Source organism: Rhodococcus sp. T7, assembly GCF_009872365.1.
GTDB lineage: Bacteria > Actinomycetota > Actinomycetes > Mycobacteriales > Mycobacteriaceae > Rhodococcus_F.
On record NZ_WXYH01000051.1, the window covers coordinates 1 to 15,607 of the forward strand.

14 protein-coding genes and 1 pseudogene are annotated in these 15,607 nt (G+C 68.4%); 9 read left to right on the forward strand and 6 right to left on the reverse strand.

The features are described from left to right. Nucleotides 1-119 (reverse strand): annotated as a pseudogene (locus MLGJGCBP_RS07440) (citrate synthase); the annotation flags it as partial. 270 nt (nucleotides 120-389) lie between these two features. Here MLGJGCBP_RS07440 and pdxH point away from each other — a divergent pair. The 5 genes from pdxH (at nucleotide 390) to MLGJGCBP_RS07465 (ending at nucleotide 5,539) form a co-directional block, all read left to right on the forward strand. After that, nucleotides 390-1,061 (forward strand): pyridoxamine 5'-phosphate oxidase, encoded by a 672-nt coding sequence (pdxH, locus tag MLGJGCBP_RS07445; RefSeq protein ID WP_087556910.1) that lies wholly within the window; start codon nucleotides 390-392, stop codon nucleotides 1,059-1,061. A gap of 42 nt (nucleotides 1,062-1,103) precedes the next feature. Beyond that, entirely contained in the window at nucleotides 1,104-2,390 is a 1,287-nt protein-coding gene (locus MLGJGCBP_RS07450; protein WP_124394965.1) for an MFS transporter, read from the forward strand. A gap of 52 nt (nucleotides 2,391-2,442) precedes the next feature. After that, nucleotides 2,443-3,405, forward strand: a complete 963-nt coding sequence (locus MLGJGCBP_RS07455; protein WP_087556908.1) for an aldose 1-epimerase family protein — start codon at nucleotides 2,443-2,445, stop codon at nucleotides 3,403-3,405. A gap of 428 nt (nucleotides 3,406-3,833) precedes the next feature. Beyond that, nucleotides 3,834-5,129 (forward strand): citrate synthase, encoded by a 1,296-nt coding sequence (locus tag MLGJGCBP_RS07460; RefSeq protein WP_087556907.1) that lies wholly within the window; start codon nucleotides 3,834-3,836, stop codon nucleotides 5,127-5,129. A gap of 47 nt (nucleotides 5,130-5,176) precedes the next feature. Beyond that, a complete protein-coding gene (locus MLGJGCBP_RS07465) occupies nucleotides 5,177-5,539 on the forward strand; it encodes an FKBP-type peptidyl-prolyl cis-trans isomerase (RefSeq protein ID WP_015888813.1) in 363 nt (120 codons plus the stop codon). Nucleotides 5,540-5,568: 29 nt separating this feature from the next. Here MLGJGCBP_RS07465 and MLGJGCBP_RS07470 read toward each other — a convergent pair whose 3' ends face one another. Next, nucleotides 5,569-6,909, reverse strand: coding sequence for a sensor histidine kinase (locus MLGJGCBP_RS07470; protein ID WP_087556906.1), 1,341 nt, complete (start codon nucleotides 6,907-6,909; stop codon nucleotides 5,569-5,571). After that, nucleotides 6,906-7,622 carry a response regulator transcription factor gene (locus tag MLGJGCBP_RS07475; protein ID WP_087556905.1) on the reverse strand — a complete coding sequence of 239 codons (717 nt, stop codon included), beginning with the start codon at nucleotides 7,620-7,622 and terminating at the stop codon, nucleotides 6,906-6,908. Before MLGJGCBP_RS07475 ends, MLGJGCBP_RS07470 begins: the two co-directional genes overlap by 4 nt. Before the next feature lie 82 nt (nucleotides 7,623-7,704). Here MLGJGCBP_RS07475 and MLGJGCBP_RS07480 point away from each other — a divergent pair, with 82 nt between their 5' ends. After that, nucleotides 7,705-8,622, forward strand: coding sequence for a mechanosensitive ion channel family protein (locus MLGJGCBP_RS07480; RefSeq protein ID WP_087556904.1), 918 nt, complete (start codon nucleotides 7,705-7,707; stop codon nucleotides 8,620-8,622). Between the two features lie 29 nt (nucleotides 8,623-8,651). Then, entirely contained in the window at nucleotides 8,652-9,992 is a 1,341-nt protein-coding gene (locus tag MLGJGCBP_RS07485; RefSeq protein ID WP_160094636.1) for a cryptochrome/photolyase family protein, read from the forward strand. A gap of 21 nt (nucleotides 9,993-10,013) precedes the next feature. On the opposite strand, the gene MLGJGCBP_RS07490 is transcribed toward MLGJGCBP_RS07485, so the two are convergent. Further along, on the reverse strand, nucleotides 10,014-11,222 hold the full coding sequence (locus MLGJGCBP_RS07490) for an MFS transporter (protein ID WP_160094637.1): 1,209 nt from the start codon (nucleotides 11,220-11,222) through the stop codon (nucleotides 10,014-10,016). A 98-nt stretch (nucleotides 11,223-11,320) separates the two neighbouring features. Here MLGJGCBP_RS07490 and MLGJGCBP_RS07495 point away from each other — a divergent pair, with 98 nt between their 5' ends. Further along, nucleotides 11,321-11,887, forward strand: coding sequence for a TetR/AcrR family transcriptional regulator (locus MLGJGCBP_RS07495; protein ID WP_087556901.1), 567 nt, complete (start codon nucleotides 11,321-11,323; stop codon nucleotides 11,885-11,887). A gap of 3 nt (nucleotides 11,888-11,890) precedes the next feature. Here MLGJGCBP_RS07495 and MLGJGCBP_RS07500 read toward each other — a convergent pair whose 3' ends face one another. Both MLGJGCBP_RS07500 and MLGJGCBP_RS07505 read right to left on the reverse strand, forming a co-directional pair. After that, nucleotides 11,891-13,825 (reverse strand): propionyl-CoA synthetase, encoded by a 1,935-nt coding sequence (locus MLGJGCBP_RS07500; protein WP_160094638.1) that lies wholly within the window; start codon nucleotides 13,823-13,825, stop codon nucleotides 11,891-11,893. A 95-nt stretch (nucleotides 13,826-13,920) separates the two neighbouring features. Beyond that, nucleotides 13,921-14,958 (reverse strand): alpha/beta hydrolase, encoded by a 1,038-nt coding sequence (locus MLGJGCBP_RS07505; protein ID WP_087556899.1) that lies wholly within the window; start codon nucleotides 14,956-14,958, stop codon nucleotides 13,921-13,923. Nucleotides 14,959-15,096: 138 nt separating this feature from the next. Between MLGJGCBP_RS07505 and MLGJGCBP_RS07510 the strand changes: the two genes are divergently transcribed. Then, the gene (locus MLGJGCBP_RS07510; RefSeq protein WP_236580964.1) at nucleotides 15,097-15,555 is read left to right on the forward strand and encodes a GOLPH3/VPS74 family protein; all 459 of its coding nucleotides are present in this window, start codon (nucleotides 15,097-15,099) and stop codon (nucleotides 15,553-15,555) included. The last annotated feature ends 52 nt before the right edge of the window (nucleotides 15,556-15,607 follow it).

Consider the following 15,607-nt stretch of genomic DNA (forward strand, 5'->3'; position numbering starts at 1 on the left):
ACGCCGCGGTAGCGCAGGGCGCCGCCGTCCTTGTCGGGTTCGGCGATGTCGCTGGTGAACGCGACCACGCCTTCCAGCCCGCTGACGAAATCGTCCGGTATTGCCGCGCTAGCTGACATAGCTCGTGGACTCTCCTCGTTCGAGTGCCCCCGGTCAGAGCGGCACTGTCTCGGCGTTCGACAATTGCGCTGGGCGTGCATGCGGGATGGGCAGGCGCCCTCGTCCGCGCAATCGACTTGCCGTCCCCGGGCATCGCACGATCGCGGCTGCAATCCGAGGGGACGGGTTCGGTCCCCAAAACTTTAGCCGGTGTCACCGGAGAGCAGATCAGTGCATACCCGGGAGTAGCGTTCTCGGCTGTGTCTCCAGATGCAGAACAGCCGAAACCGGTGAACAAGGACCTCGCGGCGATGCGCGTCGGCTACGGGCAGCAGGGCGCCGACGGACGGTACGACGACGCCGATCTGGACGCCGACCAGCTGAGCGACGGCTGGCTTCCCCTGATGCGCCGGTGGCTCGAGGACGCCGTGGAGGCCGGGGTTCCCGAACCCAACGCGATGACACTCGGCACCGTCGACGAGCACGGTCACCCGTGCACCCGCACCGTCCTGTGCAAGGGACTGAGTGCCGACGGCGTGCTGTTCTTCACCAACTACGAATCGGACAAGGGCCGCCACCTCGACGCGGTGCCCTACGCATCGGTGACGTTCACGTGGGTGCCCGTCGCCCGGCAGATCACCGTCCGCGGTCCGGTCGAGCGGGTGAGTGCCGAGGTCACGGACGAGTACTGGCACAGCAGGCCCCGCGGATCCCGTCTGGGCGCGTGGGCGTCCGAACAGTCGCGGCCGATCGCGTCGCGGGCCGAACTGGACGCGGCATTGCTGCATGCGGGCGAGCGTTTCCCCGTCGACGTCGACATCCCGGTGCGGCCGGACTGGGGCGGAATCCTGATCCGCCCCGCGGTGGTGGAGTTCTGGCAGGGCCGCGCCAATCGGATGCACAACCGCATCCGGACGTCGCGGGCCGACGGCGCGTGGACGGTGGAGCGGCTGCAGCCGTGACCGTCCGGGAATAGTGAGCATGGGAAACGAGCTAAGGGAAGAATGACCGACACCGTCACCGAGAAGAGGAAGCGGCGGCTGCTCGCCGACACGGCGCCGCTGCAGAACCGGGACTACCGGCGCCTCTGGGCGGCCGGGATCGTGACGGTGATCGGCGGGCAGCTCAGCGTCGTCGCCGTGCCGCAGCAGGTGTACGAGATCACCCGCAACTCGGCGTACGTGGGCCTGACCGGTGTCTTCGCGCTGGTACCGCTGATCGTGTTCGGACTGTGGGGCGGCGCCCTCGCCGACGTCATGGACCGGCGGAAACTGCTCACCATCACCACCGTCGGACTCGGTCTCACCGCGGTGCTGTTCTGGGTGCAGGCGGCGCTCGGCCTGAACAACGTGTGGCTGGTGCTCGTGCTGCTGGGCCTGCAGCAGGCATTCTTCGCGGTCAACCAGCCGACCCGCAGCGCGATCATCCCGCGGCTCATCCCGGCGGAACAACTGCCCGCGGCCAACTCGCTCAACATGACGGTCATGCAGTTCGGCGCCATCGCCGGACCGCTGCTCGCCGGGGTCATGATCCCGGTGGTCGGGCTGTCCACGCTGTATCTCGTCGATTCGATCGCCCTCCTGGCCACCCTGTGGGCGGTCCTCCGGCTGCCGGCCATCCCGCCGACGGGGGAGTCCCGGCGCGCCGGGCTGCGCGAGGTGTTCGACGGGTTCGCCTACCTCGCCACCCAGAAGGTGCTGCTCGCGTCGTTCGTCGTCGACATCATCGCGATGGTGTTCGGCATGCCGCGGGCGCTGTTCCCGCAGATCGCGCACGACACGTTCGGCGACCCGGCCTCCGGCGGTGTGGCGCTCGGCCTGCTGTTCGCGGCGATGTCCGTCGGCGCGGTGGCCGGCGGCGTGTTCTCCGGCTGGCTGCCGAGGGTCCGGCGTCAGGGCCGCGCCGTGATCGTGTGCATCGCCCTGTGGGGTCTGGCGATGGTCGGCTTCGGCGTCGTCGTGGGACTCGCCTCGCCGGACGGCAGTCCCGCGCTGTTGTGGATCGCTCTGGCGTTCCTCGCGTTCGGCGGCGCCGTCGACATGGTCTCCGCCGCGTTCCGCAGCACCATGCTCCAGCAGGTCGCCACGGACGAGATGCGCGGACGACTCCAGGGCGTCTTCATCGTCGTCGTCGCCGGGGGTCCGCGGATCGGCGACGTCCTGCACGGCGCAGCAGCCGCGGCGGTCGGAACGAGCGTCGCCGCAGCGGGTGGCGGCGTCCTCGTCGTCATCGGCGTGGTGATCGCCGCGCTCGCGTTCCCGGCGCTGATGCGATACAAGGTCACGCGCTAGGTTCCTGTGCGCCATCACATATCTCGTGCGGATCTCGTGCACACTGAAATGCATGGGTGAATCGCAGTCGTCGAAGACGGACAGGCCTGCCACGGCTGGATTCGAGATCCGGGGCGGCGGCTACCGGGCCGGTATCGCGGCCACCGGCGCCGGACTCCGGCTACTCGAACGGGACGGTCCGGACGGGCCGACGGCGCTCACCGAGACGTGGGACCTCGGCACCCGGCCCCCGCTGTCGGCCGGGCTGATCCTCGCGCCGTGGCCCAACCGGATCCGCGACGGCCGGTTCGTCTTCGACGGCATCGACCACCAGCTCGAGATCACGGAGCCGGGGTTCGGCAACGCGAGCCACGGATTCGTCCGTCGCCGGGACTGGCGTGTCGTAAATCACACCGACGACCGCATCGAGTTGTCGATCGACGTCGGCCTCCACAAGGGGTGGCCGTACCCGTTGCGGCTCACCGTCGACTACGCACTCGGCGACGACGGCCTCACCGTGACGCACACCGCCACCAACACCGGGGCCATCCCGGCGCCGTTCGGGATGGGTTTCCACTCCTATGTCCGCGCCGGCGACTTTCCCCTCGACGAGTGCACGCTGCGACTGTCCGCAGGCACCCGGCTGCCGCTCGACGAGCGCATGCTGCCCAGCGGGGGTTCGCAGGCCGTGGCGGGCACCGAATACGACTTCACCAGCGCCCGCACCCTGGCGGGTGTGGCCCTCGACACCCCGTTCAGTGCACTGGACGTCGACGTGGACGGCAGGTCGCGGCACGAACTGCGCGCACCGGACGGCACCGGAACGGTCCTGTGGGCGGCCCGGGAATTCGGCTGGCTGCAGGCGTTCGTCGCGGATCCCGACGCGGGCAAGTCGTACCCGGGCCGCGGCCGGGCGCTGGCCCTGGAACCGATGACGTGCCCCCCGGATGCGTTCAACTCCGGAATCGATCAGTTGGTGCTCGCTCCGGGACAGCAGTGGACCGGTGTGTGGGGCATGTCCGCGCTGGGGTCGTAGCGGTTCGAATTTCGACTACCGGGTGCCCACTTGGTGAGACGCTGTAACACCGGTCGCGGTCCGGTCGATACGTCCGGCGGGGATTCTTCCGTCGCGGCCGACGGCCTTTGTGCCATTCTCTGTACTCCCCTCACCGCATCGGGTGACACGGCGTGCGTTCTCCGCCGTCCCCGGCATCGGTGCAGGTAACGAGGCCAGTCCAGTTCCGGGCAACTGGTCCTCACGGATCCCGCACCCGCGCCGTGCGGGCAAATCGGACACTCGCCCGACCCGTCCGGCGACCCTTCCCCGAGGTCGCCGCGCATCCCGCGGGGAAGCCGCGTCAAAGCCTCTGAGCGGACCCGCCTTCGGCAGGCAGGCCAGAGTGGGACTAGTTTCTACCTGAATGAAGTTGTTACTCATTGGTTTGAGCTTGAGAGGGATGCTTCGTGCCTGACAATGACACAAAGCCCACGCTTACCTACCCTGGTGGTGAGCACACGATGTCCATTGCCAGGGCAACCGAGGGCAATGACGGTATCGAACTGGGCAAGCTGCTCGCCAGCACCGGGTACACCACCCTGGACCCGGGTTTCGTCAATACCGCCTCCACCAGCTCCGCGATCACCTACATCGACGGTGAGGCCGGGATTCTCCGTTACCGCGGGTACCCGATCGAACAGCTGGCCGGCAAGTCGACTTTCATCGAGGTCAGCTACCTGCTGATCTACGGTGAGCTGCCCACCACGGCGCAGCTGGAGTCGTTCACCGACCGGATCCGGCGCCACACCCTGCTGCACGAGGACCTCAAGAGGTTCTTCGACGGGTTCCCCCGGAACGCACACCCGATGCCGGTCCTGTCCAGCGCCGTCAACGCGCTGTCCGCGTACTACCAGGACTCCCTGGACCCGGCCGACCCGGAACAGGTCGAACTGTCGACCATCCGTCTTCTCGCGAAGCTGCCGACCATCGCGGCCTACGCGTACAAGAAGTCCGTCGGACAGCCGTTCCTGTACCCGGACAACTCCCTGAACCTCGTCGAGAACTTCCTCCGGATGACGTTCGGCTTCCCCGCGGAGCCCTACGAGATCGATCCCGAGATCGCCAAGGCACTCGACATGCTGCTGATCCTGCACGCCGACCACGAGCAGAACTGCTCGACGTCGACGGTCCGCCTGGTCGGCTCCTCCGACGCCAACCTGTTCACCTCGATTTCCGGTGGCATCAACGCACTCTGGGGTCCGCTGCACGGCGGCGCCAACCAGGCCGTGCTGGAGATGCTCGACGAGATCAAGGCCAGCGGCAGCAACGCAGGCGACTTCGTCCGCAAGGTCAAGAACAAGGAAGACGGCGTGAAGCTCATGGGCTTCGGGCACCGCGTCTACCGCAATTACGACCCGCGCGCGGCGATCGTCAAGCAGACGGCGCACACCATCCTCGACAAGCTCGGCGGCGACGACGAACTGCTCGACATCGCGATGGCCCTCGAAGAGGCGGCGCTGACCGACGACTACTTCGTCGAGCGCAAGCTGTACCCGAACGTCGACTTCTACACGGGTCTGATCTACCGCGCGATGGGCTTCCCCACGCGCATGTTCACCGTTCTGTTCGCCATGGGCCGCTTGCCCGGGTGGATTGCACACTGGCGCGAGATGCACGAAGATCCCGCTACGAAGATCGGCCGTCCGCGCCAGATCTACACCGGTTACACCGAGCGTGACTACAAGGACGTCACAGGTCGCTGATCGCGAACACCTGTGCCGAACCATAGAGCCCTCATCGAGGAGGACACATGACCAAGCCCGAGATCGAGTTCCAAGAGGGACCCGCCCCGACCGACCTGGTCGTCAAGGACGTGGTGGTCGGAGACGGCGCCGAAGCCGTCCCCGGTGGCACCGTCGAGGTGCACTACGTCGGCGTCGAGTTCGAGTCCGGCGAGGAGTTCGACTCCTCCTGGAGCCGCGGCGAGTCCATCCAGTTCCCGCTACGCGGCCTCATCAAGGGCTGGCAGGACGGCATCCCCGGCATGAAGGTGGGCGGACGTCGTCAGCTCACCATCCCGCCGGAGCTCGCCTACGGTCCCGCCGGCGCCGGACATCAGCTGTCCGGCAAGACGCTGGTGTTCATGATCGACCTGCTGGACGTGAAGGAATAGTCTCCACGGTCCGAAGGCCCCGCATCACCTCAGGGTGAGGCGGGGCTTTCCGCTTTCCGGGTCGTGTCGGTGTGCAGTTCCACGACGAGCCGTGCGCCGCCGAGCGGGCTGACCTCGAAACGTGCGGTGCCGTTGTGTATTGCCGCCTGCTGGGCGACGAGCGCGAGGCCGAGGCCCGACCCGCTCTTCGTCGCGTTCGAACCGCGGTGGAACCGTTCGAACACCACTGCCCGCTCGGCCTCGGGTACCCCGGAACCGTTGTCGTCGACGACGACGGTGGTGATGCCGTCGGCCGCTCTCAGCGTGATCGTCACCGCGGTGGCGCCGCCGTGCCGGACCGCGTTCTTGATGGCGTTGTCCAGGGTGAGGCGCAGCCCGCCGGGCATGCCGCGGACCGTCACCGGGGCCGCGTCGACGGTCACCTGCAGGCCCGGATTGTGACGCATCGCCTCCTCCGCGGCGAGGTCGCTGATGTCGACGAGATCGCAGTCCACGAAGTCCTTGTCGGTGGACAGTTCGCCGCGGGCGAGACGCTCGAGGTCGGACAGCGTCGACTCCACCCGCCCCTGCGCCCGGGTGAGGTCGCGCAGGATCTCGTTCTGCTGCGGCTGTGTCAGGTCGTGGGTGGTGAGGACCTCGAGGTCGGTGCGCATCGCCGTGAGCGGCGTGCGGAGTTCGTGCGCGGACACGGCGGCGAAGTCGCGGGCGGTGGCGAGGGCGGCGGTGGTCGCGTCCTGCGCCTCGGCGACGTCGCGCAGCATCGACTCCGCGGCGGAGGCCAATTCGTCGGCCTCCCGGACTCCCGAGGATGTGGGTGTCAGCTTCGGTTCGCGGCGCACGATGCGGCCGGTCAGGTCGACCAGGGGCCGCACCGCGCGACCACCGAACAGCCACCCGAGGCCGCTGGCCGCGGCAACCGCGAGAACGCCCACGAGGGCCACCTGCCGTTGCTGCTCGGACGTCACGTCCTGCGCCTCGGCGTACGGCACGGCGAGGGAGATCCGGGTGCCGAGGAGAGGAACGGTCGCGGTGTACGCCCGGTACTTCGTGTCGCCCACCTCGACGGTCTGCGTGCCGGGGTCGAGTTCGGGCAGCTGGGTGGGGGTGCTGACGAGCACGGTGTCGCCGTCGGCCGAGCGGATCGTGATGGCGAACGCACCCTTGTCGCCCAGCGCGCCGAGGAACAGCCCGGCGGTGGCCGCATTGGGAACGAGTACGTCGGACGCCGTCTCCAGCCGCCGGTCGAGTTGCGACAGGTTGTTGCGGTTGATCGCCAGCGACACCAGGATTCCGAGCGCGACGACGATGATCGTCGCGCCCAGGGCCGTCGCGGCGGCCACGCGGGTCCGGAGGGAGAACGACCGTTTCACGACGGTTCCCGCAGCACGAACCCCACTCCGCGGACCGTGTGCAGGATCCGCGGCTGACCTCCGACCTCGAACTTGCGCCGCAGGTACCCGACGAAGACGTCGACCACGTTGGTGTCGGCGACGAAGTCGTACCCCCACACCAGTTCGAGGAGCCGCTCCCGGCTGAGCACGATGCCGACGTTGCGGGCGAGGACCTCGAGCAGTTCGAATTCCCGCTTGGTCAGCGTCACCTCCTCGCCTGCCATGAAGACGCGGCGTGCGGACATGCGGATCTCGAGGGCACCGATCCTTATCGGCGGCGTCGCGGGCGAGTCGGCGGGCGCGGCGGTGGTCGTTCCGTGCCGGCGCAGCATCGCCCGGATCCGCGCGATCAGTTCGGCGAGGACGAACGGCTTGACCAGGTAGTCGTCGGCGCCCGACTCCAGGCCGGAGATGCGGTCGTCGACGGTGTCACGGGCGCTGAGCACACAGATCGGGATGTCGTTGCTCATGGCGCGCAGCGCGGTCACCACACCGGTGCCGTCGATGACCGGCATGTTCATGTCGAGCACCATCGCGTCCGGGCGTTGCTCACTGACCACCCGCAGTGCGTCGGCGCCGTCCACGGCCGTGAGGACGGTGAATCCGGACAGGCGCAGGCCGCGTTCGAGGGACGTCCGCACGTCCTCGTCGTCGTCGACCACGAGGACACTGGCTGAGTCTGTGACGGTCACCCCTGCATTGTGCCGTGACGCGACCGGCGGAGCGTGCGGATGGCAGTTGTCGGAGCGTGTCTCGTCCGTACACTCGTTGGGGATGTTTCCTTCGCTGCAGGCCTTTGAACTGACCGAAACCAACCGTGACTGGCTGATTCACCGGCCGGCCGAGATCGCGGCCTACGTCGTTCTGGCGCTCGTGCTGCGTTTCGCGTTGCACCGGATGATCGAACGGATGACGCGTCCCCGGGAGCCCTCGGACAAACCGGCCATGCTCCGTCCGCTGCGGGAACGCGCCCCGCGCGGTGTCAAGGAGGCGATGGTCAACGAGCGTCGCGCGCAACGCGCCCGGACGATCGGGTCGGTGCTCAAGTCGACGGTGTCGATCGTGGTGCTCATCTGGGTGGTGCTGCAGGTGCTCGCCGTCGTCGGCGTCAACGTCGCGCCGTTCATCGCGTCCGCCGGTGTGATCGGTGTCGCACTCGGTTTCGGTGCGCAGAATCTCGTCCGGGACTTCCTGTCGGGCATCTTCATGCTCCTCGAGGACCAGTACGGGGTCGGCGACGTCGTCGACCTCGGGGAGGCCGTGGGAACGGTCGAGACGGTGGGTCTGCGGGTCACCACGATCCGCGACGTCAACGGCACCCTCTGGTACTGCCGCAACGGTGAGATCGTGCGGGTCGGCAACATGAGCCAGGGGTACGCGGTCGCGGTGGTCGATCTGCCGATCGCGCACGCCGCCAACGTGCAACGGGCGTGCGAGGTGGCGCTGGAGGCCGTCACGGAGGCGGCCAAGGGCGACGCGATCGCGGCGGACGTGCTCGAACCCCCGGAACTGCTGGGCGTGAACTCGGTGACCGCGGAATCGGTGACGCTGCGGATCACCGCGCGGACGAAGCCCGGCAGGCAGTGGGCGGTGCAGCGGACGTTCGCCCGCGCGGCGCTGTCGGCGTTCATGCACTACGACATCGACGCCCCGTACCTGTCGGTGCTGTCTTCGGCTCGCTCCACCAACTGAGCGGCCCGCATTTCGTTACCGTGGCAGACATGGACACCGCACTCGTCTGGTTCCGCCGCGACCTCCGGCTCGGCGACCTGCCGACGCTCCACACGGTCGCCGAGTCGGGGGTGCGTGCGCTCGGCCTGTTCGTCCTCGACGACCGGTTGCTGAAGACGTCGGGCGGTGCTCGACGGGACTTCCTGTTCCGCAGTCTCGCCGCGCTCGACGACAGTCTCGACGGCCGGTTGCTGGTGGTGAAGGGCGATCCCGTCGACGTGGTTCCGCGGGTGGCGAAGAAGGTTTCGGCGGAAGAGGTGCACGTCAGCGCCGACTACGGACCATACGGCCGCGAGCGGGATGCCGCCGTCGCCGAGCACGTCGACCTGGTGGCCACCGGTTCGCCGTACGCCGTGGCGCCCGGCCGGGTGACCAAGACGGACGGGGAGCCGTACCGCGTGTTCACCCCGTACTTCCGGCAATGGCTCGAGCACGGGTGGCGGGCTCCGATCGACACCGGTCCGGGGACGGTGGAGTGGATGGACCCGGACGACGTGAAGACGCGGCGGGTGCAGGTCCCCGAACCCGAATCCGACGGGTGCGCCGCGGGTGAGGCGGCGGCACTGGAACGGTGGGCGGAGTTCTGCGAGGACGACCTCGCCGGGTACGAGGACGCGCGGGATCGTCCCGGGCTCGACGCGACCAGCCGGATGTCGGTGTACCTGAAGTACGGAAACATTCATCCGCGGACGATGCTCCGCGATCTCGCCCGCCGCCGCAGCAAGAGCGCCGAACAGTACCGGCGGCAGCTCGCGTGGCGGGACTTCTACGCCGACATCCTCTTCCAGCGACCCGACAGCGCACGAGAAAACTACGACCGCCGCTTCGACCACATCCGCTACGACAGCGGGCCCGACGCCGAGGAGGCGTACACGGCGTGGTGCGAGGGCCGGACGGGGTTCCCGATCGTCGACGCCGGAATGCGTCAGCTGAAAGCCGAAGGCTGGATGCACAACCGGGTGCGGATGATCGTCGCGTCGTTCTTCGTCAAGGATCTGCACCTGCCGTGGTGGCGGGGCGCCCGCTATTTCATGAACCAGCTCGTCGACGGCGATCTGGCGAACAACCAGCACGGCTGGCAGTGGACGGCGGGGTCGGGGACGGACGCGTCGCCGTACTTCCGGGTGTTCAACCCGACGACGCAGGGCGAGAAGTTCGACCCCGACGGCGAATACGTGCGGCGGTGGGTGCCCGAACTGCGCGGCATCTCAGGAAAGGCCGTCCACACCCTGAAAGACGGCCGCCCCGAAGACTATCCGCCGCCGATCGTCGACCACGCCCACGAACGGCAGGAAGCCCTGGCCCGGTACGGCGAGATCAAGACCCCGTGAGTACTTGTCAACCGCGGGCGGTTAACAAGTACTCACGGGTGCACGGCGCACGAGGGCCGCCGCGGCGAGGACGATGACGAGTCCGCCGTAGATGCGGGTGGTGTCGACGAGCCCGACCTGCCCGACGAGATATCCGGCGACCAGTGCCGGAACGCTGTTGGCGAGGTAGGCGATCACGTAGATGCTCGACAGCAGTCCCGCCCGCTCGTGCGGTTCGGCGAGCGGCATGACAGTGCGGATGGTGCCCTGGAAGCCGGCGCCGAATCCGATGCCCGCCACCGCGGTTCCCGCGAGGATCAAGGGCGCCGAGGATGTTTCGGCACCGACGAGGGTGACGGCGACGCCGGCGACGAGGGCCGACGCTCCGACGACGAGGATGTGCCGTGCCGCGACGTTGCGCAGCAGGAACACCGCGAGTGCGCCGGTCCCGGTGAGCGTCGCGACCATGATTGCGCCGATCAGCGACGTGTGCACGTCGAGCGCGTGGCGGGCGAGTGACGGTCCGAGCGACAGGTAGAAGCCGCCGAGCGCCCACACGGCGATCAGGCAGGGGCCTGTGGCGACGAGCATTCTCCGCGCGGTGGACGGGACCGCGAGCGCCGGCCACATCGACGCCAGCGCACCCTTCTGCCGGACCGCCGTCTCGGGTGCGGCCCAGATGCCGAGGATCTCGATCACGAACAGCGCGAGGAACACCAGGAACACCGTGCTGGTGGGCCGGGGAAGGTGCTCGCTGATCAGGCTGGATCCGATGGCGCCCAGCGCGAGACCGGCGGTGGGCGCCATGCTGTTGACGGTGGCGCCACGGCCCGGTGTGCGCTCGAGGTCGAGCAGGGTGGAACCGAGGGCGCTGATCGCGGCGCCGGTCGCGAAACCCTGCACCACCCGGGCGAGCAGCAGGAGTCCGATACCTCCGGCGGTCGCGAACATGATCATCGAGACCGCCTCGAACACGAGCGCCGTGATCAGCACCGGCCGCCGGCCGACATAGTCCGACAGCGACCCCGCGGTGAGCAGCGCCAGCAGCAGGCTCAGGGCGTAGATGCCGAAGACGAGCGTCGACTGCAGCGAGGAGAAACCCCAGTTCGACTGGTACAGCTCGTACAGCGGTGTCGGGGCGGCGGACGCGCCGAGCAGGGTGGCGATCACGACCGCGACCAGCGTGAAGGCGGCGCCGCGGCGCAGTGCGGGTCGAGAGGCCGGTGGTGCTTCGGGTGCAAGGGTCGGCATGGGCGTACTCCCGGAGAACGTTAAAGCAAAAGGTTTGCGTTAACGGACGCTACGCCGCAGCCATTCTTAATGCAACATCTTTGCGTTAGCATGGGGTCATGAGTCCGGCTCCAGGTCCACGCCCCGGAGGGCGCAGCGCCCGCATCCAGCAGGCGGTGCACGCGTCCACCCGCAAGCTCCTCGACGAGCGCGACCGAGCAGACATCACTGTCCCGATGATCGCCGCCGACGCCGGGATCACCCCGTCGACCATCTACCGGCGTTGGGGCGACATCAACGAGGTGTTCGCGGACGTCGCGATCGAGCGACTGCGTCCCGACGCGCCGCCGCGCGAAACCGGCAGCGTGCGAGGCGACCTCGTCGCCTGGGCGCAGGAGTACCTCGAGGAGATGTCCTCGCCGGTGGGGCGGGCGGCACTGCGCGACGTCGTGATGAGCGGCGACACCAATCCGCTCAAGTGCGCGACGTTCTGCCGCACCCAGATCGAGACGATCGTCGGACGCGGGGAGCCGCTCGGCACGAGTGTTCACGTCGCGGTCGAGCACGTGATCGACCACGTGGTGGCGCCGATCATCTACCGCATCCTGTTCGACCTCGACCCCCTCGAAGCGGACCGCGTCGAGGCGCTGGTGGATCAGGCGCTCGACGCGGCCGTCCGGGTCTGACGGTCAGCCGCCCAACTGCTTCTTCAGCGCGTCGAGGACGGCGACGTCCTCGATGGTGGAGGGCACCGTGTACTCCTCGTGGTCGGCGATCTGCCGCATCGTCTTGCGCAGGATCTTGCCGGAGCGGGTCTTGGGCAGCGCCTGCACGACCGTCACGTCGCGGAACGTGGCGACGGCCCCGATCTGCTCGCGCACCATCGCGACCAGTTCGGTGCGGAGGGTCTCGGGGTCGATGTCGACGCCGGCCTTGAGCACCACGTAGCCGCTGGGCCGCTGGCCCTTGAGTTCGTCGCGGATCCCGACCACCGCGCACTCGGCCACCGCGGAGTGTCCCGCGACGACGGCCTCCATACTGCCGGTCGAAAGCCGATGTCCGGCAACGTTGATGACGTCGTCGCTGCGTCCCAGGACGAACACGTACCCGTCCTCGTCGATGTACCCCGAGTCGCCGGTCAGGTAGTAGCCCTCGAACGTGGCGAGGTACGACTTCACGTACCGCTCCGGGTCGCGCCACAACCCGGCCAGGGTGCCCGGAGGCAGGGGCAGGCCGATAACGATGTTGCCCTCGGCGCCCGCCGGAACCAGGTTCCCGTGCCCGTCGACGACCCGAACCCGGTACCCGGGGACCGGGACGGTGGGGGAGCCGGCCTTCAGCGGCATCGGTTCGAGCCCGCGCAGGTTGGAACAGATCGCCCAGCCCGTCTCGGTCTGCCACCAGTGGTCGACGACGGGACGGTCGAGGACGCGGGTGGCCCACACGTACGTGTCGGGGTCGAGGCGCTCGCCCGCCGCGAACAGCGTCTTCAGTGAGGAGATGTCGTACTTCTCGATCTCCTTCGCGTCGGGATCGGCCTTGCGCACCGCGCGGATCGCGGTCGGCGCCGTGAACAGGGCAGACACCCCGTGATCGGAGATCACCCGCCAGAACGCCCCCGCGTCCGGGGTCCCGACCGGCTTGCCCTCGTAGAGCACGGACGTGGCACCGGCGAGGAGCGGCCCGTAGACGATGTACGAGTGGCCGACCACCCAGCCGACGTCGGACGCGGTCCACCACACGTCGCCCGGCCCGATGTCGTAGATGTTGCGCATCGACCACGTCAGCGCGACGGCGTGCCCGCCGTTGTCGCGGATCACGCCCTTCGGCTTCCCGGTGGTGCCCGACGTGTACAGGATGTACAGTGGGTCGGTCGCGGCCACCGGAACCGGCTCCGCGGGTGCGGCATCCGCCGCCAGTGCGTCCCAGTCGAACCACGCCGCCTCGCCGCCCTGGTAATCGGCGGCCGAACCGGGGACCTGCTCCCGGTCCTTGACGATCACCGTGTGCGGAGGGGTGGCGGACAACTCCAGCGCCTTCGCCACCATCGGGAGGTATTCGACGGTGCGCCCCGGCTCGAGGCCGCCCGACGCCGTCACCAGGACCACCGGTCCGGCGTCGTCGATGCGGGTCGCGAGTTCTTTCGCGGCGAAGCCCCCGAAGACCACGGAGTGCACGGCACCGATGCGGGCGCAGGCGAGCATCGCGATCGCCGCTTCGGGGATCATCGGCATGTAGACGATCACCCGGTCCCCGGCTACCACGCCCTGCTCCTTCAGGACGCCGGCGAACCGGGACACCTCGTCGAGAAGTTCTGCGTAGGTGTAGGTGCGGGACGCGGCGGGGACCATCGCCGAGTCGTAGATCAACGCCGCCCGGTCTCCGTTGCCGTCGCGCACGTGCCGGTCCAGGGCGTTGAAGCAGGTGTTCAGCGACGCGTCCGGGAACCACCGGTACATCGGGGCGGCGGAATCGTCGAGCGCCCGCGTCGGCGGCGTCTCCCATTCGATGGCACCGGCGGCGGCCAGCCAGAACTCCTCGGGACTGTCGGCGCTCCGGCGGTAGACCTCGGCGTAGCTCTGGCCATGGTTCGCGCTCGAAGGCGCAGTTCCCGGGGAGCTCATCGATGTACGTCCTCTCGTCGTCCTGTGACCCGAAACACCCTATGCGACGTCGGGTGTCCGGGGCACCGTCCGGACGGAGTTGTGCGGTGTGCCGGTCAGAGGCCCAGGGAACCGGCGATCATGGGCCACGAGTTGTGCAGGTCGTCCTGCCAGTAGCCCCACGAGTGGGTGCCGGTGGGCCGGAAGTCGTACGTCGCGGGGATTCCCAGCGAGTTCAGCCGGTCGGCCAACCGGTGGGTGCACTCGTTCGTTCCGGCCTCGATGATGCCGCCCACGATCACCTGATTGGCCAGCACGCCCACATCTCCGTTGATGTCCGGGCCGTTGAGGTTCTCGTGGACGCCGGGCAGTCCGGTGGCATTGCTGATGTACAAGTCGATTCCGCGCAGCTTCTCGGCATTGATGACGGGGTCGTTGGCCACCCAATCCGGATCGTCGTACGGTCCCCACATGTTCTCGACGTCGCCGCCGCGGACGCTCACGACGAACGTGACGTAGTCGCGGCCCGGCTGGGTACTCGTCTCGGCACACCCGCTGAACGCGCCGACCGCCCGGTACAGCGAGGGCGCCGCCTCGGCCAGGCCCAGGACGGACGTGCCCGACATCGACAGTCCCGCGATGGCATTGTCGCCGGTCGTTCCGAGCGTTGCGTCGACGATCGGGGGAAGCTCCTCCGTGAGGAACGTGGTCCATTTGTTGACGCCGAGGACGGGATCGGGTTTCTGCCAGTCGGTGTAGTAGCTGTAGGCGCCGCCGACGGGGGTGACGACGTTGACGTTCTTGTCGGCGAAGAAGCTGACCACGTCCGTCCGCGCCTGCCACGTCGCCGAATCCTCGCCGCCACCGGCACCGTTGAGCAGGTACAGGGTCGGCCGGGGCACGCTCGTGTCGGCGGGGCGGATGACCTCGAGGAGGATCACCTTATCCATCGCCGCCGAGTAGACGAACATATTCAGCTGACGGCCGTTGATCTCCTCGACGTGGTCGAGGACGGAGCCGTCCGCCGAGGCCGGCTTGTCGGCGGGAAGGGCCCGCCACACGTCCGCAGATGCCGTCGCCACCTGACCGAACATGGCAGACGAGGCAATGACGGCGACCGCCAGGAGTGCCCGACAGTGTCCGATCGCGCTCATAGCCGCTCCTCGTGCTTGACTGCGGTGCCCGACAACCGTCCGCTGATACCCGGAAACATTCCCCCTTCACGGTAACCGGCAAACATTCCCCGGGGCGGCTGAACGGACACCGGACTTCGCGGCGAAGTCCGCCCTGTCGTGTCCGGGACGGCGCGAGGCCCCAGGATCCGCTGCTCGGCCGGGCAGTCGATCTCATCGGCACGTCCAACTCATCGGCACGTCCAACTCATCGGCACGTCCAAGCCGCTGAAACCGGAAGCCGCGATCGAGAAGCTCACCGAGAACCTGCGCGAAGAACTCGCTACGCGCATCGTCGACGCGGGATGCGTCCGCGAGGAGAAGGGCAAGGTGCTCGGCATCTTCCCCACCACCCGGTGGCCCGAGGTCGACGGAAGCCACGAACGCCCGGTCCGGAACGAACTGAGTGCCGCACTCCTCGACGGGGTCACCCCCACCCCGCGCACCGCCGCACTCGTCTCGCTCCTCTCCTCCGTCGACGCCGCCCCGAAGCTGTTCCCGGACGCCGACCGTCGCGCCGTGAAGAAGCGGGCGAAGACATCGCCGAAGGCGATTAGTACTGCAACGGCACATGCTTGACAGATGGACGATACTGATTGCGTGGTCCTCGATCTGGTTGCTGCCGAGTTGG

Coding starts and splice junctions, on each gene's coding strand:
- MLGJGCBP_RS07480 (WP_087556904.1), top strand. CDS start 7,705: ATGTTTCCTTCGCTGCAGGCCTTTGAACTGACCGAAACCAACCGTGAC.
- MLGJGCBP_RS07490 (WP_160094637.1), bottom strand. CDS start 11,222: ATGCCGACCCTTGCACCCGAAGCACCACCGGCCTCTCGACCCGCACTG.
- MLGJGCBP_RS07485 (WP_160094636.1), top strand. CDS start 8,652: ATGGACACCGCACTCGTCTGGTTCCGCCGCGACCTCCGGCTCGGCGAC.
- MLGJGCBP_RS07500 (WP_160094638.1), bottom strand. CDS start 13,825: ATGAGCTCCCCGGGAACTGCGCCTTCGAGCGCGAACCATGGCCAGAGC.
- MLGJGCBP_RS07450 (WP_124394965.1), top strand. CDS start 1,104: ATGACCGACACCGTCACCGAGAAGAGGAAGCGGCGGCTGCTCGCCGAC.
- MLGJGCBP_RS07505 (WP_087556899.1), bottom strand. CDS start 14,958: ATGAGCGCGATCGGACACTGTCGGGCACTCCTGGCGGTCGCCGTCATT.
- MLGJGCBP_RS07495 (WP_087556901.1), top strand. CDS start 11,321: ATGAGTCCGGCTCCAGGTCCACGCCCCGGAGGGCGCAGCGCCCGCATC.
- MLGJGCBP_RS07465 (WP_015888813.1), top strand. CDS start 5,177: ATGACCAAGCCCGAGATCGAGTTCCAAGAGGGACCCGCCCCGACCGAC.
- MLGJGCBP_RS07455 (WP_087556908.1), top strand. CDS start 2,443: ATGGGTGAATCGCAGTCGTCGAAGACGGACAGGCCTGCCACGGCTGGA.